Annotated in this window: 17 protein-coding genes; 9 read left to right on the forward strand and 8 right to left on the reverse strand. The window is 49.7% G+C overall.

Features of this window, described 5'->3' with window-relative positions:
- The coding region (locus ACY0JR_RS20280; RefSeq protein ID WP_462636030.1) for a 30S ribosomal protein THX at positions 1–131 on the reverse strand (131 nt) is incomplete at its 3' end.
- A 277-nt stretch (positions 132–408) separates the two neighbouring features.
- Between ACY0JR_RS20280 and uvrA the strand changes: the two genes are divergently transcribed.
- From uvrA to ACY0JR_RS20325, 9 genes are all read left to right on the forward strand, one after another.
- A complete protein-coding gene (gene uvrA / locus ACY0JR_RS20285) occupies positions 409–3,225 on the forward strand; it encodes an excinuclease ABC subunit UvrA (protein ID WP_462635994.1) in 2,817 nt (938 codons plus the stop codon).
- Positions 3,226–3,433: 208 nt separating this feature from the next.
- On the forward strand, positions 3,434–4,117 hold the full coding sequence (locus ACY0JR_RS20290; RefSeq protein WP_462635995.1) for a YiiX family permuted papain-like enzyme: 684 nt from the start codon (positions 3,434–3,436) through the stop codon (positions 4,115–4,117).
- A gap of 98 nt (positions 4,118–4,215) precedes the next feature.
- A complete protein-coding gene (locus ACY0JR_RS20295; RefSeq protein WP_462635996.1) occupies positions 4,216–4,881 on the forward strand; it encodes a carotenoid biosynthesis protein in 666 nt (221 codons plus the stop codon).
- The gene (locus ACY0JR_RS20300; protein ID WP_462635997.1) at positions 4,871–6,022 is read left to right on the forward strand and encodes a lycopene cyclase family protein; all 1,152 of its coding nucleotides are present in this window, start codon (positions 4,871–4,873) and stop codon (positions 6,020–6,022) included. The genes ACY0JR_RS20295 and ACY0JR_RS20300 overlap by 11 nt, the downstream gene beginning before the upstream one ends.
- Positions 6,023–6,208: 186 nt before the next feature.
- Entirely contained in the window at positions 6,209–6,973 is a 765-nt protein-coding gene (gene tpiA / locus ACY0JR_RS20305; RefSeq protein WP_462635998.1) for a triose-phosphate isomerase, read from the forward strand.
- A 241-nt stretch (positions 6,974–7,214) separates the two neighbouring features.
- Positions 7,215–8,078: a 50S ribosomal protein L11 methyltransferase gene (prmA, locus tag ACY0JR_RS20310; RefSeq protein ID WP_462635999.1), complete on the forward strand. Its 864-nt coding sequence runs from the start codon at positions 7,215–7,217 to the stop codon at positions 8,076–8,078.
- An 18-nt stretch (positions 8,079–8,096) separates the two neighbouring features.
- Positions 8,097–13,181, forward strand: a complete 5,085-nt coding sequence (locus ACY0JR_RS20315) for a hypothetical protein (protein ID WP_462636000.1) — start codon at positions 8,097–8,099, stop codon at positions 13,179–13,181.
- 215 nt (positions 13,182–13,396) lie between these two features.
- Positions 13,397–14,041, forward strand: a complete 645-nt coding sequence (gene plsY / locus ACY0JR_RS20320; protein WP_462636001.1) for a glycerol-3-phosphate 1-O-acyltransferase PlsY — start codon at positions 13,397–13,399, stop codon at positions 14,039–14,041.
- A gap of 693 nt (positions 14,042–14,734) precedes the next feature.
- Positions 14,735–16,105, forward strand: coding sequence for a dipeptidase (locus tag ACY0JR_RS20325; protein ID WP_462636002.1), 1,371 nt, complete (start codon positions 14,735–14,737; stop codon positions 16,103–16,105).
- 106 nt (positions 16,106–16,211) lie between these two features.
- Here the strand turns inward: ACY0JR_RS20325 and ACY0JR_RS20330 are convergent, their stop codons facing one another.
- The 7 genes from ACY0JR_RS20330 to lpcA all read right to left on the reverse strand — a co-directional run bounded on the left by ACY0JR_RS20330 (position 16,212) and on the right by lpcA (position 23,162).
- A complete protein-coding gene (locus ACY0JR_RS20330) occupies positions 16,212–16,865 on the reverse strand; it encodes a porin family protein (protein ID WP_462636003.1) in 654 nt (217 codons plus the stop codon).
- A gap of 193 nt (positions 16,866–17,058) precedes the next feature.
- Entirely contained in the window at positions 17,059–17,709 is a 651-nt protein-coding gene (locus ACY0JR_RS20335) for a porin family protein (protein ID WP_462636004.1), read from the reverse strand.
- Between the two features lie 400 nt (positions 17,710–18,109).
- Positions 18,110–18,802, reverse strand: a complete 693-nt coding sequence (locus ACY0JR_RS20340) for a porin family protein (protein WP_462636005.1) — start codon at positions 18,800–18,802, stop codon at positions 18,110–18,112.
- A 308-nt stretch (positions 18,803–19,110) separates the two neighbouring features.
- Positions 19,111–19,728 (reverse strand): porin family protein, encoded by a 618-nt coding sequence (locus ACY0JR_RS20345; protein ID WP_462636006.1) that lies wholly within the window; start codon positions 19,726–19,728, stop codon positions 19,111–19,113.
- 302 nt (positions 19,729–20,030) lie between these two features.
- On the reverse strand, positions 20,031–21,569 hold the full coding sequence (locus tag ACY0JR_RS20350; RefSeq protein ID WP_462636007.1) for a YifB family Mg chelatase-like AAA ATPase: 1,539 nt from the start codon (positions 21,567–21,569) through the stop codon (positions 20,031–20,033).
- 278 nt (positions 21,570–21,847) lie between these two features.
- Positions 21,848–22,525, reverse strand: a complete 678-nt coding sequence (locus ACY0JR_RS20355) for a hypothetical protein (protein WP_462636008.1) — start codon at positions 22,523–22,525, stop codon at positions 21,848–21,850.
- A 52-nt stretch (positions 22,526–22,577) separates the two neighbouring features.
- The gene (gene lpcA, locus ACY0JR_RS20360) at positions 22,578–23,162 is read right to left on the reverse strand and encodes a D-sedoheptulose 7-phosphate isomerase (protein WP_462636009.1); all 585 of its coding nucleotides are present in this window, start codon (positions 23,160–23,162) and stop codon (positions 22,578–22,580) included.

The raw sequence follows: 23,162 nt of genomic DNA on the forward strand, positions 1-23,162 counted from the left end.
GCGGTGGCAGTTTTAGAAACACCTAGCTTGGCTGCTTTGGTGGCTTCGTTTTTCGCCTTTTTGGGGCGGCTGTTGCCGTAAGAGCCTTTGCTTATTTTGCCTTTTTTGCTTTTACCATCTCCTTTTCCCATAGTGGTACAGATTTATTGTAAGTGAAACATGTTATAACAAGTACTCTCATGCGAGAGGAAAGGAAAGAAAGTTACAAAATAGGGTAAATAAGCGCAAGTTTCTCCATCGGATTCAGACCTGTTTTCCTGAAACCAGCCCTGAAACGAAGGAAGCAGGTACCCTTCTAAAAACCAATGCGTATGCCTACCTTTGCGGTTTAGCCTCGCGCTTGTTTTAAACCCGTCTGAACAGAATTATTCTGCCACGGTTGTTGTTCTAGAGAGGCTACAATTCTATATGACAGAAGATCTCATTCAACAAGATACAGAGTTAGACGCGCTGGATGCCCGCGAGCACATTATCATCAAACGGGCCCGCGTCCATAACTTAAAGAACCTGAGCGTGGCTTTGCCGCGCAACCAGTTCATAGTGGTCACCGGCCTTTCCGGTTCCGGTAAATCGTCGCTGGCATTTGACACACTCTACGCCGAGGGGCAGCGCATGTATGTGGAGAGCTTGAGCTCCTACGCCCGTCAGTTCCTGGGCCGCATGGACAAACCCGACGTGGACTATATTCGGGGCATCAGTCCGGCCATTGCTATTGAGCAGAAGGTCAGCATCAGGAACAACCGCTCCACCGTGGGTACCAGCACTGAGATTTACGATTACCTCAAGCTGTTGTACGCCCGCATAGGCAAAACCATTTCGCCGGTTTCTGGGCAGGAAGTGAAAAAAGACACGGTAACTAGCGTCGTGGATTTCCTGATGACGCTGGAAGACGGCACCCGCCTCATGATTCTGGCGCCGCTGCAACGCTCTCCTGAACGCAAACTCAGCAAAGAACTGGACCTGCTTTTGCAGAAAGGCTACTCCCGCGTGATCCTCAACGGCGAACCCTTCTTTATTGAAGAGTTGATTGCCGAGGGGAAAAAAGAACCCAAAGGCGAGGTCTTCATCCTGATTGACCGCGCCGTGATCCGGAAGGACGAAGAAGCCGAAAGCCTCCAGATGCGCCTGGCAGACTCGGTGCAGACCGCCTTTTACGAAGGCCACGATGAGTGCCACATCCAGATGGGAGACGAGACCCGCGTGTTCTCCAACCGCTTCGAGCTGGACGGCATGGTGTTCGAGGAGCCTAACGTGAACTTCTTCAGCTTCAATAACCCGTACGGTGCCTGCCAGACCTGCGAAGGCTGGGGCAGTGTGTTGGGTATCGACCCAGACTTAGTCATCCCAGACAAAAGCCTGACGGTGTACGAAGGAGCCATCGCGCCGTGGCGCACCGAGAAACAGAACGAGTGGCTCCAGCCTTTGCTCAAGAACGGCGTGCGCTTTGATTTCCCCATCCACCGGCCGTACAACGAACTCACCGAAGAACAGCAGGAGTTGCTCTGGACCGGGAACAAATATTTCGGCGGCCTGCATGACTTCTTCAAGCACATTCAGCAGCAGTCGCACAAGATTCAGTACCGCGTGTTGTTGAGCCGTTACCGGGGCCGCACCGCCTGCCCAGATTGCAAGGGCTCTCGCCTGCGGAAAGACGCCAGTTACGTGAAAGTAGACGGAAAAAGCATCACAGATTTGGTGCTCATGCCCGTGACCAAAACGCTGGAGTTCTTCCAGAACCTGAACCTGAGCGAGCATGACATGGCCGTGGCCGATAGATTGGTCACCGAAGTCACGAACCGCCTGAGTTATCTGACCCGCGTAGGCCTGGGTTACCTGACCTTGAACCGTCTTTCTAATACATTATCCGGGGGCGAAAGCCAACGCATCAACCTGGCTACTTCGCTGGGAAGCGCTTTGGTGGGTTCCATGTACATTCTGGACGAACCTAGCATCGGATTGCACCCCAAAGACGCTGATCAATTGATTGGCGTGTTGCGCAGTTTGCAGGAAATGGGTAACACCGTGATTGTGGTGGAGCACGAAGAAGGCATGATGGAAGTCGCGGACCAAGTGCTGGACATTGGTCCAGAGGCCGGTTCCGGTGGCGGGAACCTCATGTTCCAAGGTACTTTTGACGAGTTGCTGAAGAGCGATACCTATACCGGGCGTTACTTGAGTGGCCGCATGGAGGTATCTGTACCGGCGCAGCGCCGGCCTTGGCGCAACTGCGTGGAAGTACACGGTGCCCGCGAGAACAACCTCAAAAACGTAACCGCTAAGTTTCCGCTGGATGTGATGACGGTGGTAACAGGTGTCAGCGGCTCGGGTAAGTCTACCCTAGTAAAGAAAATCCTGGCTCCTTCGCTTATTAAAGCTTTGGGCGGCCACGCCGATGCCACGGGTAAATTCGATAAACTCACCGGCGATATCAACAAAGTGAGCCACGTGGAGTTTGTAGACCAGAACCCGATTGGGAAGTCTTCGCGCTCCAACCCGGTGACGTACGTGAAAGCCTATGATGCTATTAGAACCATGTACGCTGATCAGCCGCTGGCGAAAGCCCGCGGGTTCAAACCGTCGCACTTCTCGTTCAACATTGAAGGCGGTCGGTGCGAAGTGTGCCAGGGCGAAGGCCAGGTGAAGATTGAGATGCAGTTCATGGCCGATATTTACCTGACCTGCGAGGCCTGCGGCGGACAGAAGTTCAAGCAAGACATTCTGGACATTCAGTACCACGAGAAAAACATCTCAGAAGTGCTGGACATGACCATTGATGACAGCCTTATTTTCTTCAAAGACCAACCCAAGATTCTGGAGAAACTGAAGCCGCTGCAAGACGTGGGCCTCGGCTACATCCGGTTAGGACAGAGCAGCAACACGTTATCTGGTGGCGAGGCGCAGCGCGTGAAACTGGCCTCGTTCCTGACCAAAGGCGCTACGCCGCACAACGGCAACATCCTGTTCATCTTTGATGAGCCCAGCACCGGTCTGCACTTCCACGACATCAACAAGCTTTTAACCGCGCTGAATGCGCTGGTAGAAAACGGCAACACCGTACTGGTCATTGAGCACAACATGGACATCATCAAATGCGCCGACTGGATTATTGACCTCGGCCCCGAAGGCGGTACCAACGGAGGTCACCTCCTCTTTGAAGGCACCCCAGAGGATCTTGTGAAGCAAGAGGATAACCACACCGGCAAGTATTTGAAACCGAAATTGTAAGGCTGTTTAACAGTTGATTTTGGGAAAATAGCTTCTAAACGTCTAATGATGATTTAGACCTGTGAGGTTTTCAAAACCTCACAGGTCTTTTTGTTTGTAGGGGCAATCCCTTGTGGTTGCCCAAATGCAATATCCACTGTAGGAGCAACCACAAGGGATTGCCCCTACAGTGGATATTGGGAAAAAGATAAATCTGTTACCTTGTAGTATGAAACTCCGCTCCAAAATCTTGCTGGCCTTATGGGTGCTTCTTCCTTTAACGGGCTTTGGTATCTTAATTGAAAAAAGGTATGGCAAACCAAGTGAAGCGGAAGCCAAGGAATACTTGCAGAACGTAGCCGTAAGCCAGCAACTGCAAGACGGAGATATTATCTTCCATACCTCGCGCTCTGCGCAGAGTCAGGCAATTCAGGTAGCCACCAAATCTAAATACAGCCACTGCGGCATAGTCTACAAATATGGCGGCGAGTACTTTGTCTTTGAAGCGGTGCAGCCGGTGTCTACCACTCCGCTGACCAAGTGGATTGCTCGTGGCGAGGGCGGCCATTTTGTAGTAAAGCGTCTGAAGAAGGCGGAGCAAGTACTGACTCCCTCGGTTTTAGGTAAGATGAAACAAGAGGGCAAGAAACTGGCGGGCAAAGACTATGACCTCACCTTTGAGTGGTCAGATGAAAAAGTCTACTGCTCAGAACTCATCTGGAAAGTCTATCAGCGGGCAACAGGCCTAGAGGTAGGCAAACTAGAGAACCTCAAAGATTTTAACTTAAGCGCCAAACCCGTGCAGGCGAAAATGCGCGAACGCTACGGCCGCAACATTCCGTATGAGGAGAAGGTGATTTCGCCGGCGAGCATGTTTGCCTCTGAGTTGCTGGTGACCGTGCTGGAGAAGTAAGCCGCAGATCAGAACAAATCTTATTGGTTCTGGTTGATTATATTGCCGCCGCTGCGTACAGGTGTCTTTGCGCCAACTCTAACCAAGTCCAGTAACGAATGAAGGAACTCGCCGCTCCTCTTCCTATTACCAAACTCCAGATTTCCGTTGGCATTATCTGCCTGTTCCACGTGTGCGGATTGATTGGGTTCTATACACCCTTCAGAGAGTGGTTTCTGAGCAACACGCCCCTGAACCTGATTCTGGCTACCGCGCTGCTACTCTGGAACCATCAGGGATTGACCCTTAAAATGGTGTTGGGCGTCATAGCAGTGTTTTTGGTAGGCTTAACCGCAGAGATCATCGGCGTAGCTACCGGAAAAGTGTTTGGGGCTTATCATTACGGTGATGCGTTCGGGTTTAAGTTCATGTCGGTGCCGCTGGTGATTGGCATGAACTGGGCGGCGCTGTGTTTTGCGTCGGTGGCGGTCTTAAACCAATGGGCGAAGCCTTTCTTGATAAAAGCAGCCATAACGGCGGCTATTCCGGTGAGCATAGATTTTTTGATTGAGCAGGTCTGCGAGACCTTCGACTTCTGGTACTGGGACGGGCATACGCCGCCGTTGCAGAATTACCTGGCTTGGTACGGCTTCAGTTTCCTGTTCGCGGTGGTGCTTATTCCGTTGCTGAAGAATTCCCGAAACCTGTTTGCGCCTTACTTTCTGCTGGTGCAGTTCGTGTTCTTTCTGCTGCTCAACTTAGCTGAACTGGTGTATGCCGGATAAACCTCTCACTTACGACTACATCATAGCCGGAGCCGGAGCGGCGGGCCTAAGTTTGGTTTGCCATCTGCTGGGTCATGAGAACCTGCAGGCCAAACGCATTCTACTTCTGGACCGCGACCTGAAACAAACCAATGACCGCACCTGGTGTTTCTGGGAAACCGAGGACAGCCCTTTTGAGAGTTGCCTTAAAAGCCAATGGGCCAAACTGCACTTCCACTCGCCCAAATTCTCGGCCTTGCTGGACATTAGTCCGTACCGGTATAAAATGCTGGACAGCCTGTCGTTTTACCAGTACTGTTTCACGTTAATGGAGAAGTTTCCAAATGTGGAGTTTCGGCAAGACGAGATTGTTTCTTTGGAACCGAACGGAATCATCAAAGGCAAACAGGCGGTGTACCAGGCTCAGTATGTGTTTAACAGCGTGCTCTTCCAAATTCCTAAGTTGCCGCAGAAATATTACTTGGTACAGCATTTCAAAGGTATTTTCATCAAAACGGCCGCGGCCGTCTTCAAGCCCGAAGAACCTACGCTCATGGACTTCCGGGTAGCCCAACACCAGGACTGCCGGTTTATGTACGTGTTGCCGATCAATGCCCATGAGGCGCTGGTGGAATACACGGGCTTTTCAGAAGCAGCTTTGCCGCAGGAGGCGTACGACCGAGAGTTGCAGGCGTACCTCCGCGATTACCTGCACATCACTGAGTATGAAGTCACGCACGAAGAATTCGGGATAATTCCCATGACCGATGCGCCTTTCTCTACAAGTTTAAGCGAGCAGGTCATCAACATAGGGACGGCAGGTGGTGCAACCAAAGCTTCTACGGGCTATACCTTCAGCTTTATTCAACGGCAGTGTGCGGCAATTGCCAAGAACCTGGCCCAAGGCCGAAAACCATTGGCGGGTTCTCAGCCGCTTATAGACAAATTCGCCTTCTATGACAGCGTGTTCCTGCGGGTATTGACCGAGAAGAAGCAGGAGCCTTGGGAAGTGTTTCATGCTATGTTCAGCAAACTTCCAGCTAGCCTTATTCTTAAATTTCTGAACGAGGAAACCAATCTTTTAGAAGACCTTAGAATTATGAATGCGGTAGATAAGCACATCTTTCTGCCCGCAGCCCTCAAACAAGGAATAGGAAAGTAAATTCCCGGTAAGGGCAAGAACCTACATCTGCCCCGGAGAATGCACGTAAACCACAAATTACTAACTTAGCGACGCAACTACGGCTTCCGCCTGCAAGGGCCTGGGCTGTTATTGACTTGTTTTCAGAAAAAGAACCTAAAAACGCGGCTGTGCCTAGCGCCACCGCTTCCATCAAATACCCAAGCTATGAGAAAGAACATTGTTGCCGGCAACTGGAAAATGAACAAAACCTACCAGGAGGCCCAGGCGCTGGTAAGTGAAATTGACAACATGGTCAGAGACGAAGTCACCGCAGACAACGTGGAAGTAATTGTGACCCCGCCGTTCCCGTTCCTGAACTCCATTCATAAGTTAATCCAGGGAAATCCGCGCATGCATTTGGCGGCGCAGGACGTGAGTGCCCACGAGAGCGGTGCCTATACCGGCGAGGTGTCGGCGGCTATGCTGAAATCAGTGGGCGTGGAGTACGTGCTGGTGGGCCACTCAGAGAGGAGACAATATCACCATGAAGATGCCGACCTCTTGCTGAAGAAAATGAAAGCGGCTTTGGCGCAAGGCATCAAGCCTATTTTCTGCTGCGGCGAGCCGTTGGAAGTACGTGAGGCCGAAGACCACTTCAAATACGTTGCCCAGCAATTGAGAGAAACCGTAGCGCATTTAAGCAACGAGGAGTTTGACCAGATTGTAATTGCCTATGAGCCTATCTGGGCTATTGGTACCGGTAAAACTGCTAGTAGCGCGCAGGCGCAGGAAATGCACGCTTCCATCAGAGAGGAATTGTCCAGCATCTTTGACGCTGCGGCCGCTTACAACAAAACCATTTTGTACGGCGGCAGTGCCAACCCAGGCAACGCCAAAGAACTGTTCTCCCAGCCAGACGTAGACGGTGGCCTTATTGGGGGAGCCTCCCTTAAATCCAGAGACTTTACAGATATCATCAAATCTTTCTAGTTTCCGCTTGGCGGCTGACCAAGGTAGCGGCCGAAGCAGTTATATAGATATAATTTTATATTTAGGGCCTGTTTTGCAGAAAACAGGCCCTAAATGCGTTTATACCCCGCTGTTTAAGAGACAAAAACAGTATCTTTAAGAAGTTATCTTTGACGTTTTTGCCTCTCTTTTCTAGAAATAAGTCTAAAACACAAGATATTACTCTTATTTTCGTTGAAACATTTACCGAGTCATCTGCTGAATGGCAGAATTTTTAGACAAACCTATTATGAGTTTTATTGAAGTAACGGTAACCGCCTCGCCAGAGTACTCAGAAATCTTAATTGCAGAACTGGGGGAATTAGGCTTTGATACGTTCCAGGACACCGAGGAAGGGTTTCAGGGCTACATTGAAGAAGAGAGATTTTCTGAGGAAGACCTGCAGGAAGTATTAGAGCGTTACCAATTTGCTGGCGAGTTTCCGTACCAGACTCGCAGCATTGCCAAACAGAACTGGAACGAGGAGTGGGAGAAGAACTTTGAACAATTATTGATCGCTGATAAAGTATCCGTTCGCGCTGATTTCCACCCCAAGCCCGAAGGCATTGCTTATGATATTGTGATTACCCCTAAAATGTCCTTCGGGACGGGCCACCATGAGACCACCACGCTCATGATTGAAAACCAACTCACCTTAGACCATAGCGGCAAGCGCGTGCTGGACATGGGCTGCGGTACCGGAATTCTGGCCATCATGGCCGAACAACTGGGTGCCCGCGAGGTACTGGCGGTAGATATTGAAGACTGGACCGTAGAAAATGCCCGCGAAAATGCCGAGCGCAACCACTGCGCTACGCTAGAAGTGCGCCTCGGAGATGCTTCTGTATTGCAGGGCGAGGCTCCTTTTGATTTGATTCTGGCCAACATCAACCGCAACGTGCTGCTGGAAGACATGCCCGTGTACAGCCAATTGCTACTGCCCGGCAACCCACTGGTGTTAAGCGGTTTTTACACCGAAGACCTCCCCATTCTGCAGGAAAGAGCCGCCGCGCTAGACCTGACGTTTGAATCCTCTAGAAACAAAAACAACTGGGTTTCCGCCATTTTCCGGAAAAACAGCCTATAATCAGCTTCCCTTTCTCTTATGAAGCATCTTTATCTCTTCCTGATTTTTTTGTTGAGCAGCTTGGTCAGCTCCGCCCAGAATTATAAGCTGTCCGCCGATAACCCCGAGCAGTTTGCGCTGGACATGCGCGCACTCATGGCGGGTACCAAAAACGCGGCGGCGGTGCAGGTAGGCAGCAGCTTTGAAAGTGCCTGGAGCAGCGGCAAACTGAACAATTCCCAGAAAACCAAAGTCATGGACCTGGCCCAGCAAATGCTCAAGAAAAAGCTGAAGTCAAGGCCCCACTTTGAGAATTTTCTGGGCGCCATAGGCGCTAGCGTCAACCTGCACCAGTATAGCGGCGCAAACATGGACCAATTGCTGAAGGTGATGGAGCAAACCCTCCAGAAGCAGGACGTGAAAGTGTATGAGCGGTTTCTGGCCAGCACTCAAAAGTTTCTAACGGATAAAACGCTCTACAAAGGCCCTACCAACGGGTTAAAAGCCCAGGGCGGCACCTTTTCGTTTGAGTACCGCGAAGGCACGGCAGAGCCAGCCGCGTCTGGCTGGGGAAACGAGGAACCAACTTCGGCGCCTGCCGCAACTCCTAAAACTACCACTACACCAAAACCAGCGGCTAAAGCTGCTGCTCCGGCTCCTAAACCGGCTCCCGCAAAAGTAGTGAAGCAGGAAGAGGAAGACCCTTGGGCTGCATGGGAAACACCTAAGAAAGTAACCAAACCAGCAGTCAAGACAACTAAGAAAGCAGCAAGCACCAAGGCTGCCGCTAAGAAGACAGAACCAACCCCTGCTCCTGAGCCCGCTCCGGTAGTGGTGCAAGAATACTTTTCAGCACCCTTGCCGGTGCTGGCGGGTCCGGTGGTAGTGTTGCAGAAATCTGATTTGGTGTTTACCTCGGCGGTTGATTCCATTACTATCAGACAAGCCAACGGTGCGGTGTCTTTGGCCAACGGTATGTATGCCGGAAACGGCGGTAAACTGGTTTGGAGCCGGTTAGGCGGCGAGGCTACGGCTGAGTTTAAGAACCTGGCCTTTGAAGTAGCCAAACCCACGTTCAAGGCCGAAGACGTAACGCTTACCTTTCCGGCGGTGCTGGAAAACAACATCCGCGGAAATCTGGAGTACCGGCTCACCCGCCCCAAGCCGAACGGCGACAACGGCTACCCAAAATTCATCTCGCACACCAACAATGCCCAGATCAAACGCTTCGGGACCGACATCAAATACCTGGGCGGGCTTTCTTTGGCGGGAAACACGTTGATGAGTGCCGCGCTGGACGGCAGTACGTCTACCATCTGGGTGTCTGAGAACGGAGAGCCTAAATTCAGGGCTACTTCCCGCAACTACACCATCAATGACAGCTTGATTACGGCTCCTGAAGCTGGAATTGCGCTTTTTCAGGGAAAAGATTCTATTACCCACCCCGGCGTCAAGTTCAAGTACAACAAAGAAGGCAAGCGGCTGGTGCTCATCAACCCCGACGGTCTTTACAAACAAACGCCTTATTTCCACTCCTACCACCAAGTCGAACTCACCACCGACATGGCGTCTTGGAACCTCAAAGAGCCGAAGATAGATTTCGCTATTCTCACGGCTAAAAACGAAGTGCCAGTACAGGTAAACTCCAAAGAGTACTTCACCCAGACCCGCTTCCAGCAAATCAAGACCATCTCCAATTTTCACCCGCTGTACACTACGGTGGGCTACGCCCTGAAAATCGGTTCCAAATCTTTCTATCTGGCTCAAATGGCCGAAGATACCAAGATGAAGCCCGAGATACTGCACAACGCCGTAACTACGCTGGCGCAAAGCAATTACCTGGACTATGACCCTAAAACAGGGTACATACGCCTGCGCGACAAGGCATACCATTACGTAGACGCTTCCCGCAACAAGAAAGACTACGACTACATTAACCTGAACGCCTTATCGCCCGCCGGGCGAAATGCCACGCTTGACCTTGCCTCCGGTGACCTGGTGCTGAACGGAGTGAAATCTTTCGCTTTCCATACAGACTCGCTGGTGATTGTGGAGCCAGATAGTCAGACGGTGCGCATCCAGAAAAACCGGAACATTCTGTTCAACGGCAAGGTGAAGTCCACTGATTTTACCTTCAGAGGCAAAGACTTCCTGTTTGACTATGACGGTTTCTTTATTGATATGGCCAAAATTGACTCAACGGTATTGACTACTAAAACCAAGGGCAAAGACGGCAAAGAAAAAGAGACACCCTTCACGCTGGTAAACCGCGGCGGAAAAGGACAAGCCAAACTGTACCTCAACCGGCCAGACAATAAATCTGGTCGCAAGAAATCGCAGGGGTATCCGGCTTTAGACGCAATTTCAGGAGCTACCGTGTACTTCAACAAACCAGAGATTTTAGGCGGCGTGTATGACACTACCGTGTATTTCAATATTCCGCCGTTCAAGATAGACAGCTTGGCCAGTACAAAACATAATGTCATCGGGTTTAAGGGGCAGTTTAACTCGGGAGGCATTTTTCCGCCGTTTGAGACCAAACTGGAGGTGCAACCAGACGGGGCGCTGGGCTTTACGTACCCTGTTCCCAAAGCCGGGTTTGCGACCTACGGCGGCAAAGGTCATTTCAATGACACCCTCACCATGGACACCAAAGGTCTAAGAGGCAAAGGCGTGTTAAGTTACCAGACCGCCACTATGTATTCGCCAAGTTTCGTGTTTTATCTTGATTCAGCCATTTCGCTTTCCGGTAAAAAAGGCAGTTTCAAAGAAGGGACCGTAGCCATGGGGTCTTACCCCAGCGGTACCTTCAAATCTTTCACCATGAAATGGCAGCCGTACCAAGATACCCTTAAAATAAGCACTGTGGGCCGCGAACTGATGAGCATGTTCAATGACCGGTTCACGTACAAAGGCATGTTAGGGTTCACACCGTCTTCGCTGTTTGGCAGCGGGGTAGTGGAGAACAAAGAGGTAGCCATGAAGTCGCCGTCCTTTGTGTTCAAGAAAGGACTGGTGCATGGGAACAAAGCCGGCATGGAAGTAGCGTCTAATGACCGCAAAATACCCGCGCTTACCACCTATGACATTTACCTGGACTTCTACATGGATGCCGGCTACGCCGAATATGGCGCGGAAACTGTAGGGAAAATGACCACAGAGTTTCCCTACGCGCAGTACCGGTCTTCCTTGTCTACGGGTAAATGGGATTTCAAAACCAAAAAACTGACACTCACCAACGGCAACACCAACAACAGCGATTCCCACTTCTATTCCATGAAGTCCGGCGATGATTCGCTCCGATTCAAAGCGCAAAGCGCCATCTATGATTTCAGTAATTCCTCCTTGGCGGCTGCTGGGGTGCCGTACATTCCTATTGGAGACAGCTACGTGATACCAGACAGCAACCGGGTGCAACTCCTGAAAAACGCCGAACTGAGAACCTTCAAGAATGCGGCTCTGGCCATGGACTCGGTGCAGAAGTTCCACCAGATGAACCAAGGTGAGCTGCACATAGACAATCGGTTTGGCATAACCGGTAACGCTCTCTACACCTTCACCAATGCCGGAGGCGATGCTTATAAAATCAAGTTCAACAAGTTTACCTGGAACAGAGAGGGAGGAAAGCGGGATGAAAAAGCGCCTGCTTACTTCCTGGCAGAGGCTACCGTGCCGGAAAAAGATACGCTGTTCATTATTCCTAACGTGCGCTACCACGGGAATTTGGCGTTGGCGTCCAATAAAAAGGCCTTCAACTTTGACGGGTACGCCAAATTACTCTTCAGCGGAAGTGAAAGCAAAGACTGGTTCCCGTACAAGCGCGAAGGTGTAGACCCGGAAGATGTGCGTCTTGAAATCAAGAACCCTATGTTGGCAGACGGTACGCCACTTAAAACCGGTATCCACATCAACACTTCTTCGGGCAAAATCTACAACACCTTTGTTTCCAAGAAGCAGTTGGAAGATGACCTGGATGTATTTGTAGTGGAGGGCGAGCTTTCTTTCAACAAAGAAGACAAGCAATACAAACTGGGTGACGCAGGCCGGGCCTACGGTAATTCCTATGCGGGTAATGTGCTGCAGTACAATGAAGCCACCAAGAAAGTGACCTACGGCGGGCAGTTCAACTTCATCAATCCGGTGAAAGGCTTCAAACTACAGGCCTCGGGGAACGGTACCGGCCGCACCGACAGCAGCTTGTATGAACTGGATACCTTTATGGCCTTTGATTTTGACGTGCCTGAGCAAGCCATTGAAGCCATGGGCCAGAAAGTGTCCAAAGAAGTAGGCGGCCTGCCCGAAGGAATCTCCTTGTCAGACCCTACGCTGCCGTATAAACTGGCCGCTTTCATTGGTGACAAAGGCGTAACAGATTTCACCGCCGCTACCGCCAAAGGCTACGTTCCTTTTTCTAAAATTTCGCCTAAACTCATCCATACGCTGGTCTTGAATGAAGTGAAACTGAAATGGTCGCCTAAAAACAACGCATGGTACAGCACGGGGCCTATCAGTATTGCCGGTATAGACAAAACAGACGTGAACTCCCAGCTTACCGGACACATGGAAATTAAGCGAGGTGCCGCCGGCGATGTAGTGTCTATGTACCTGGAGGTGAACCCGTACGTGTGGTACTTCTTCAACTTCTTTGAAGGCGGCTTAGGGATAGCTTCTTCAGACCCTAAGTTCAATGCCGCCGTCGCGTCCAAATCTAAAGGCCGCGGAACCGGTGATTACACCTTCTATCCGTTGGAAGATATAGACAAGGCAGACTTCGTGAATTTCTTCCGGAAGGAATACCTGGGCAAAGAGCCCCTCAAAGCAGCTCCGCAGCCGGTATACAACACCTTTGACACGGCCCCGGAAGAGGAGGGAACCGGTAAAAAAGCCAAGAAGAAAAAGAAAGGAGAGGAAACTGAAGTAGGTGCCGTACCCGCCGGGTTTGACACGCCGGTAGATCAACCGGAAGCTACTGACAAGAAAGCTAAGAAAAAGAAAGCCGAAGCAGTAGACGTGGTGCCGTCTGGCTTTGAAACGCCCATAGAAGAACCCACCTCTGACAAAAAGAAAAAAGAAAAGAAGAAAAAAGAAGAAGCCGTGCCAGACATTCCGCCCGTTAAGAATTAAGCCGGGGCAGTAACGTTCTGTGCCGCAGATTATTTTTTTCCAGAAACCCGTTTTAAGACAGATTTAGGTAAATCGGTCTTAAAACGGGTTTCTGCTTTACAGCCGAAGGCATTGGGCATTGTTAGGGCTTTTTCTATATTTGAAGAGAGATATCTAAAAACTAAAACGGCGGTTTCCGTATCAAAGGAAACAAATTCAAAAAAGACAGCACGCGCATGGAGATAGTCATTATTGGCGGAATCATTTTGTTGGCCTACCTCATTGGGGCAATTCCCACGGCCGTATGGGTGGGCAAGAGCTACTACGGCATTGACGTTAGGCAGCACGGCAGCGGAAACGCCGGCGCTACCAATACGTTCCGGGTATTAGGCAAGAAGCCCGGTTCTATTGTGATGGCCGTTGATATTCTAAAAGGCTGGGCCGCTACTTCTTTAGCTACGCTGTTGTTGTATTGGAACGTAATTGAGCCGCAGCAACTCATTATGTTCAAATTGATACTGGGCGTAGTAGCCGTCATAGGACATATTTTCCCGTTGTACGTGGGCTTCAAAGGCGGCAAAGGCGTGGCGACGCTCATGGGCATGGTACTGGCCGTTCACTTACAAGTGGCCTTGCTTTGCCTGGGCATTTTCATCATCGTGCTGCTATTCACTAGGTACGTCTCCCTCAGTTCCATGCTGGCCGCCATAGCGTTTCCTTTGCTCCTGTTGCTGCCCATGTTCAAGCCAGATACCGTGCTGCTGCCCATCTTCGCGGTTTTTATTGCCATCATGGTGGTGCTCACGCATAAGAAAAACATCACCCGCCTCATGCAAGGCGTAGAAAGCAAAGCCAACATCAACCCGTTTAATAGCAAGTAGCAGACAGCTTTGTGTTAAGCAGTTCTGTCATGAGTTTGGCAGAGACACTCGTAGGACCTCCGGACACTACGAGGTCTTTGGAGCTATTTTGCAGAAAATGGGCCCAAAACGCAATTCATAATCCAGCAAAATAGCCTCACGGAAGTTGCAAACTTCCGGCCATGGTAGGTCCAAGTCACAGACTTGAACCATGTTTTTTTGGGAATACACCTTTGCAAGAGAAAGCAATACGTGTGACCGGCAGGTGTAAACATCCCCCTTCGCCCCTTCAAAGGGGGAGTCTCTGCTTTAGAGAGGTATTCTCACACATTGCTACCATCGCATTATGCTACTTTCCCCTTTCCAGTCTTTCCCGAGCGCGCCTCGCTTTTGGCCATAGTTAGACACAGCTAAAAGCAAAAAGCTTCACAGGCCGAAAGGGCAGTGCGCGAGGGGAAGACGAGGCCTCGCGGCCGTGAGCGCACGGAGGGAAAAGATGAAACAATAAAGCACCTGCACCCACGCAAAAAGCAGACAACCCAAGGCAACAGCATAAGGCATGCACCTCCCTCTACTCACGTATCAAGCAGCCAAGCCAAGGGAACAACAAACCTCATGTTTTAAAGCTGCTTTCAGGAAAACACCCCAAAAACACTTTGTTGTAAGGAGAAGGGCACATTTTGTTATAACTTCACCCAACATCAACCCTATCCTATGAAAGCCTATATTGAAGAGAACAAAGACCGGTTTCTGCAAGAGTTGCTGGAGTTGTTACGCATTCCCTCGGTGAGCGCCGACCTTTCTTTCAAAGGAGACGTGCTGCGGGCCGCCGAGTTTTTGAGAGAGAAGTTGGAAGCCGCCGGAGCCGAGAACGCTCAGTTGTTCCAGACAGCAGGGAACCCGATTGTGTACGCCGAGAAAATCATAGACCCGGCTCTGCCTACGGTGCTGGTCTACGGGCACTATGATGTGCAGCCTGCTGATCCCTATGAACTCTGGAATTCGCCGCCGTTTGAGCCGGTCATCAAAGACGAAAAAATCTACGCCCGCGGTGCCTGCGATGACAAAGGCCAAACCTACATGCACGTGAAAGCCTTTGAGACCATGATGCAGCAAAAAGCTTTGCCCTGCAACGTGAAGTTCATGATTGAGGGCGAAGAAGAAGTAGGCTCCGTGAATCTGGCTACTTTCGTGAAAGAAAACAAAGAACGGCTCACCGCCGATATCATCGTGATTTCCGACACCGGCATGCTGGCCAATGACGTGCCTTCCGTGACTACCGGCTTGCGCGGATTGAGTTACCACGAGGTGGAAGTAACCGGCCCTAACCGTGACCTGCACTCCGGGTTGTACGGCGGCGCAGTGGCAAACCCTATCAACATTCTCTGCAAGATGATTGCATCTTTGCATGATGAAAACAACCACATTACCATTCCGGGGTTCTATGACAACGTAGAGGAACTAAGCACTGAGGAACGTGCCGAGATGGCCCGCGCTCCGTTTAGCCTGGATGCTTATAAGCAAGCCCTTGATTTGTCTGATGTACACGGCGAAGAAGGATATTCTACCATGGAGCGCAACTCCATCAGGCCTACGCTGGACGTGAATGGCATCTGGGGCGGCTACACCGGCGAAGGCGCTAAAACGGTGATTCCGTCCAAAGCCTTCGCGAAGATTTCTATGCGTCTGGTGCCGCATCAATCGTCAGAAGAAATCAGTGCGTTGTTCCAGAAGCATTTTGAATCTATTGCCCCGCCCAGCGTAAAGGTAGTAGTGAAGCCGCATCACGGCGGGGAACCGGTGGTAACACCCACCATATCGGCGGGGTATCAGGCGGCGGCTAGAGCCATGGAAGATACCTTTGGGAAGAAGCCGGTGCCGGTGCGCAGCGGGGGCAGTATTCCCATTGTAGCCATGTTCAAATCTGAGCTGGAGACGGATACGGTATTGATGGGCTTCGGGCTAGATTCAGACGCCATTCACTCCCCCAATGAGCATTTTGGCGTGTTCAACTTCATGAAAGGCATAGAAACCATTCCGTTGTTTTACCAGCACTTTACGGCGTTACACCAGCAACAGGCGTAAACGCGCTTTAAGGTTGTTTCCGTTAAAATAGCGTAAAAACAGAGAGCCCCGCCATTAAGCGGGGCTCTCTGTTTTTACGTGTGAATCTGATTCGCTTCAGAATAGATTACCGACTGATGGGGAAACCTACGCTTAGCTGAAACAAAGAATGACGGGCATCTTTGAAGTCGCCTCTGGCAGGCGAGTCATCGGTTAAGTCAGAGAAGGCGCCGTTGTACCGTAACCCTAAGCTGATGCCCCGTTGCGTAGCGAAACCAAGTCCGGCGGCATACCCTACTTCAAAATCTGAGTACCCCTCTTTGCTTTTAGAGCTAGTGGTGGCGTCTTGTAACTCATCATTTCTAAAGGTCTTGGTCTTGTCATTGACGCTTACCAAGTAAGATACCTGCGGACCCGCTTCAAAGAAAATAGGACCGGCTTTTACTCTGGCTAACACGGGTACATCTACATAGTTGAAATTGGCGGTTCCTTCTTTGCGGTAAGTGGTTAAGCCCAACGGATCTGTATAGGTTTGATCATCATACTTGAAACCTTTGTTGGAATACAGCACTTCGGGCTGAATGGAAAAGAAGTCGCCTACCACGGGTACGTTCAGGTACACGCCGCCAGAGAAGCCCACCTTGTTATTGAACCTTGCTTCATCCTTCAGATCGCCGGAAAGGTTGGAATAGTTTACCCCGCCTTTAATCCCGAAGGTGGTTTGTGCCTGGGCCGCATAAGAAGCGATGACCGCAAACACCAATACGAAAAGTTTTTTCATGTTTTTAAAAGTTAAGATTTAGTTCCCTTGTTGTCAGGTATTTTACAAACACTATGCCTAAATGTTAGAAGTAAGATTTAGTAGTCCTGTTTTAGGGTTGTTTTTAAGATAATTGCCTTAAAATGAGGTAATAAAAAAGGAGAACCTGCCGCAGCAGATTCTCCTTTTAAGAGGTTTCTAAAGAATATTCTTCTTACCGGCTAGGGAACAGGAAGCCTAAGGTCAGTTGGAAAGTAGAGTGGCGGGCATTGGTTAAGTCATCGCTGTCTTCTTTTGCCAAGTCATTGATGCTACCGTTGTAGCGCAAGCCTAAGCTAAGACCGTTGTCTAACTGGTAACCTAAACCAGCCACGTACCCAATCTCGAACTCAGAAAGATTGTCTTTTTCAATTTTTCTGGAAGTTGCGGTACGATCATTTCCCAGGAAGCTTTCGCTTTTATCTTTGATGCTTAACAGGTAAGAGGCTTGCGGACCGCCCTCAACGAAGAACCCACCGGCGTTAATTCTCAGCAGCACGGGTAAATCTAAGTAGTTGAAATGCACAGAACCTTCGCTTCTAAAGCTTTGGCCGCCAATTTGGTACTGCTCATCGCGGTACTGATAGCCGCGCTGTGAGTACAAAAGCTCTGGCTGCAAAGACAGGAAGCCGTCGCTGGTGAGGTTGAAGTTAGCGGTTAAGCCCCCCACAAACCCGAATTTGTTATCATAAATGTCCTGGTCATCTAAGTCCCCGGAGATGTTAGATAAGTTGGCTCCGGCTCTAAGACCAATTCTAGGACCATTCTGTGCTTGTGCAACGGCGAAGGAAAGGATAGCTGCTACAAATAATACAATCTTTTTCATAGTTGTTTTTAAGTGAAAAAATGGGCTCTTTTTCTGATGAGTCCTGGTAAAACACACCCCATTATACGGTGTTGCTAGAAAATGTTGGTTCTTTATACATGAAGTTTGTGTAAAAATTTCACACGTCAGTACTTAAACAACTTAGAAAAAGATAATAAATTTTATTTATGTGTTGTGGTTCAGTGTGTTAAGAGGAATAGCTCTGTTCCTGGCTTTAAGCGTTCTCTGCCAGAAAAAAATGTATTTGTTCTTTAAGCGTGTTTTCTGAAAAAAGAGGCTTAAACACCAGCAGAAGCAATAGGAGCTGGCAGGCTACCGGTTGAAAGTGAATTCGGCTGAAAGCCAGACAATAAAAAAGGGGCCTCTTTGGAGGCCCCTTTTTTATTGTCTGGCAAAGCTATTACCTGCCGCTAAATCTATAGCTTAGTGAGAATTGAAAGACAGAATTTTTTATTTTACCTGAAGGTACATCACCCATTTCCTCATCTTCTTCGGTTTTTTTGTCTAAATCATTCAACCCGCCGTTGTATCTAAGCGAAAAGCCCAAGCCGGCAGGCAGTTCGTAACCAATACCAGCGGCATAGCCAAGTTCAAAGCGTTTCATCTCCTTGGTGATATCATCAGAGCCATCGTAGGAAAAGTCCATTCCCCCGCCAGAGAAGCTGGATTTCATGTCCATCGTTGATTTCAACAGATACCCAAAGGTAGGGCCGGCCTCAAAAAACAGGTTACCCGCTTTCACTTTGGCTAAGAGAGGTAACTCCAGGTATTGGAAGTTCATTTTAGCGTCTACCTCGCCGGTAATGGTTTGGGTTTCGCCATCTCCGTCTATGAATTGCTCAGAATCACTGAAGTTGTATTTGACTCCTTTTCTGGAGTACAGTAATTCTGGTTTAATGGAGAACATGTCTGAGACAGAATATTCGGCAAAACCCCCAATGTGAAAGTCTGGCTTGTACTTGATTCCCTCGTCTTCGTCTGTCATAATGGTGCTGTAATTAACCCCGGCTTTTAAGCCTAACGAGATGCCTGATTGTGCTTGTGCGAAGTAAGACGTGAAAACTGCTGCTACAAGTACTACTAATTTTTTCATGGTTTATAAGGATAAGTTAACGTGTTTCACAGGCTATGAACCGCTTGGCATTGGGTCGCAATGTACACAATGCCGTTGCTATTCTTTCTCCAGACACGCAGGTTGCCGTTTACCCCTATGCGCTAATCGAAAATTTGCAAGCCTACGGCCGAAGTTAGCTTATTTAGACGCTTTTAGGAAAAACGGCCTTAAATAGGAATGTAATCTGGTAATTCCCTCTTCTGATATGGTTTGAGCCTGCTTACACGAAAAGGCATAAAAAAAGGCCTGCTTGCTAGCAGGCCTTTCAAAACGGGGTTAGCATCAACTTATCTGCCTCCAAACATATAGCTCAAAGATAATTGGAAAACGGAGTTACGTTGTTTAGGATCATTGTCATTCTCATTAATGCTGGATATTCCACCTTGGTAACGTAGGCCTATGCCAACACCCATAGGAAGCTGATAGCCTAAGCCCGCAGCATAGCCAAACTCAAAACTCTTCATTTCATCATCTTCACCGCTAAGGCCAAGTTCTTCTTCATCTACCTCCTCTCCATCAACTTCTATAGTAGTAGAACTTGACAATTTAAAACCAACGGTAGGTCCAAGTTCAAAGAAAAATCCTCCGGCATTGATGTGGGCAAGAATTGGAACATCTAGATAGTGAAATCTGCCTTTGATAATGATGTCGTCAGCATCACTGATCTCTAATTTTGTTCCTTTCATAGAATAAAGTACTTCCGGGCGAATGGAAACCATTTCTGAAATACCATAGTCAGCGAAGAGCCCTGCATGTAATCCAAATATCGATTCAAAGTCATCGGTCTCATCACCGGTGAGACTACTGAAGTTCGCACCTGCTTTTATGCCTAGTTTGATTCCCTCTTGGGCTTGGGCAAAGTAGGTGATGAATAATGCGGCAACAAATAGTAGTAGTTTTTTCATGATGGACTTTTTTTTAAGGTTTACAACATTATTTAACTGGTTATCTCTTTAAATGGTTGCTAGTTAATGATAATAGAAGTTTAAGTACATACTGATAACTAGGTAAATATAGCCTGTTCTGCCTAAATGGAAAGTGGTAGAACACCTGAAAAGATGAGTGCACCAAGCCTGGTTTCTACTCTCATCATTAGACAGCCCGAAGCAGTTCTTGTAAAAAAATATCCTCCTTTTACTTCTTCACTCTATGGAGAAGTAAAAGGAGGATAAAGGTCAAAGTCAATGAACCAGAAACCAGCGGTAAATCAACCGGCCCAGCCTTCGCGGTCCAGGCTGCGGTACTGAATGGCTTCGGCTAAATGCTCTATCTTGATGTCTTCTGAACCCGCTAAATCTGCAATGGTGCGGCTCACTTTCAAGATGCGGTCATACGCCCGAGCGGAGAGCCCTAGTTTCTCCATGGCTTTTTTGAGGAGCAAACGACCTGCTTCATTGATGCGGCACAAGTCTTTTACCATTTGCGGCGGCATCATGGCGTTGGAATGAATGTCTGGAAAAGCTTCAAACCGCTTGGCCTGCCATTGCCGCGCCCGTTCTACCCTATCTCTGATGTCAGCGCTGGTTTCGGTTTTGCGGGTTTCGGTCATCTGGTCAAAAGAAACGGGAGTGACTTCTACGTGCAGGTCAATACGGTCCAGCAGCGGGCCACTTACCTTGTTTAAATAGCGTTGCACCACCCCCGGGCCGCAGACACAGTCCTTGTTAGGGTCGTTGTAGAAGCCACAGGGACACGGATTCATGCTGGCCACCAGCATAAAATTGGCCGGAAAATCTATGGTCAGACGGGCGCGCGAAATAGTGACCCGCCGTTCTTCCAGCGGTTGGCGCATCACCTCCAGCACAGTACGCTTAAACTCGGGCAATTCATCCAAAAAAAGAACCCCGTTGTGTGACAAAGAAATCTCCCCGGGCTGCGGATTGCCGCCTCCGCCTACCAAGGCTACGTCTGAAATGGTGTGGTGCGGCGCTCTGAACGGACGTTGGGCCATCAAAGAACCGTGTGCCCCCAGTTTACCCGCCACCGAGTGAATCTTAGTAGTTTCCAGCGCTTCATGCAGGGTGAGCGGTGGCAAAATAGAAGGCAGGCGTTTGGCCAGCATGGTTTTACCGGCACCCGGTGGGCCGATCATGATCACATTGTGGCCACCCGCCGCGGCTATCTCCAGGGCCCGTTTAATATTTTCCTGGCCCTGTACATCGGCAAAATCGGCGGCGTATTGGTGTACGGTTAGCTGAAACAGATCACGGGTGTCTACTTTGAGGGGCGGAATGGAAAGGTCACCAGTCAGGAAATTGATGGCTTCTTTGAGGTTAGAGACACCTATTACATCCAGGTTGTTGACAATGGCCGCTTCCTGGGCGTTCTGTTTGGGAAGGATAAACCCTTTGTAACCTTCTTTGCGGGCCTGAATAGCAATGGGCAATACGCCTTTAATGGGCCGTACCTCGCCGTCCAGCGCCAGTTCCCCCATGATCAGGTATTTTTCCAGATGGCCAGTGATGAGTTGGTCTGAGGCCGCCAGAATGCCCAACGCAATGGGTAAATCATACGCCGAGCCTTCTTTGCGCACGTTGGCCGGTGCCATGTTGATGACTACTTTCTGGCGCGGCATGCGGTAGCCGTGGTGTTTCAGCGCCGATTCAATCCGTTGCTCACTTTCTTTGATGGCATTGTCTGGCAAGCCCACCATGAAATACTTAGTACCCGGCGAAACATTTACTTCAATGGTGATCGTGAAGGCGTTCACGCCCTGTACCGCACTCCCGAAGGTCTTTACAAGCATATAATTATTTAGATGCTAAATTGAATTTATCTTGAGTGAGCCAACAGGAATTTGGCAAATTAAATTCCTTAAGTCAGTAAAATAGTAGTATACAGATAATCACGACTCGTCTACCATTACAGACCTGCCATTGTTGCTTAGGCTTTAAAATTCGTATGATGCAAGCACCGCATCGCCCATGAAGAGATACATGCTCTTTCTAAATCGAAGAACCGGCCACAACTTACTTCAACCTGTTTTCAGGAAAACAGGTTGAAGTAAGTTGCGGCCCAGCGCCTTTAGTCACGCGGCAGATACACCAATTCTGGGTGAACGGGTATGTACGTAGCTGTGGAGCTGGCATTTTTAGGGTGAATGGTAATCCCTACGCAAACGCTGTCTGGACCGGCTATTTCAAACGCGATTCCTTGTGAAGAGGCATCATAAATATACACCGGCGGTTTTCCTTTGGGCGCATAGGAAGCAATGGCTTTAACCTCGGGGAATTGGTTTCTGATTTGAGGAAGCGTGCTGCCTACTTTTAAACCTTCGTTGGCCAGTTTAAACACAGGAGACGTGATGCGAACCTGCTGCACTCCTACGGTTTCTTCGGGCGTGCCCGTCTTCTCCCGTACCGTGTACACGTTTACCTGGTGCCGGTTTGCACCTGTTCCTTTGCTGTACCAGGTGGAAAGTGACTTGCCCATGGCAGCATCTCCAGCATCTGGGGTACCCAAATTGGCTTGTACTTGGCCGGGCGAATCTCCCAGAGTAATCTGGCCTATGCGCTGGCCGGGAATAATCTGGTAAGCAGACGGGATTGCGTCTGCCGGGTTCTCCAAGGAATCTTCTGCCGCACTGGAAGGCTCCGCAGCGGTAGACTCTACTGATGATGTCTCTATGCGTTGTTTCGGGGCCGAATTCTCACAGGAAAGGCAGAAACAAACAAGGGGGAGAAGCACTAGGGAACGCCTCATATTACTGAGTTTATTGTTCTTGCAGATATTTAAAGCAAAAGGTACGGCGGGCTTAAGCCATCTGTTTTTCCAATAACAGAATCAGAATATGGATCACCTTGATGTGGATTTCCTGAATTCTATCGGCATAGCCAAAGTGGGGCACTCTTATCTCCACATCGCTCAGCGGAGCTAGTTTGCCGCCGTCTTTGCCGGTAAGCGTGACTACGTGGGCACCTGCTGCGCGGGCAGCCTCGGCGGCTCTGAGCACGTTGGCCGAGTTGCCGCTGGTACTGATGCCTAACAACACATCGCCGGGCCTGATGAGTGCCTGCACGTAGCGGGAGAACACGTGGTCATATCCGTAATCATTGATCACGCAACTCATGTGGCTAGGGTCTGAAATGGAGATAGCCGCCATGGGGGCACGGTCATCGCGGTAGCGGCCGGTGAGTTCCTCTGCAAAGTGCATGGCGTCACACATGGAACCTCCGTTACCGCAGGAAAGGATCTTGCCGCCGTTCTTCAGGCTGTTGCCCATGAGTTGCGCCGCCGCATCAATGGAAGAGAGCGTGGCCGGTTGGGACAGAAAATCTGTGAGCACCTGTTGGGCTTGTTGCAGTTCCTGCAGAATGAGGGCAGAAGGAGAGGTAGTCAT

This window comes from Rufibacter sp. JT3400010, assembly GCF_054956755.1.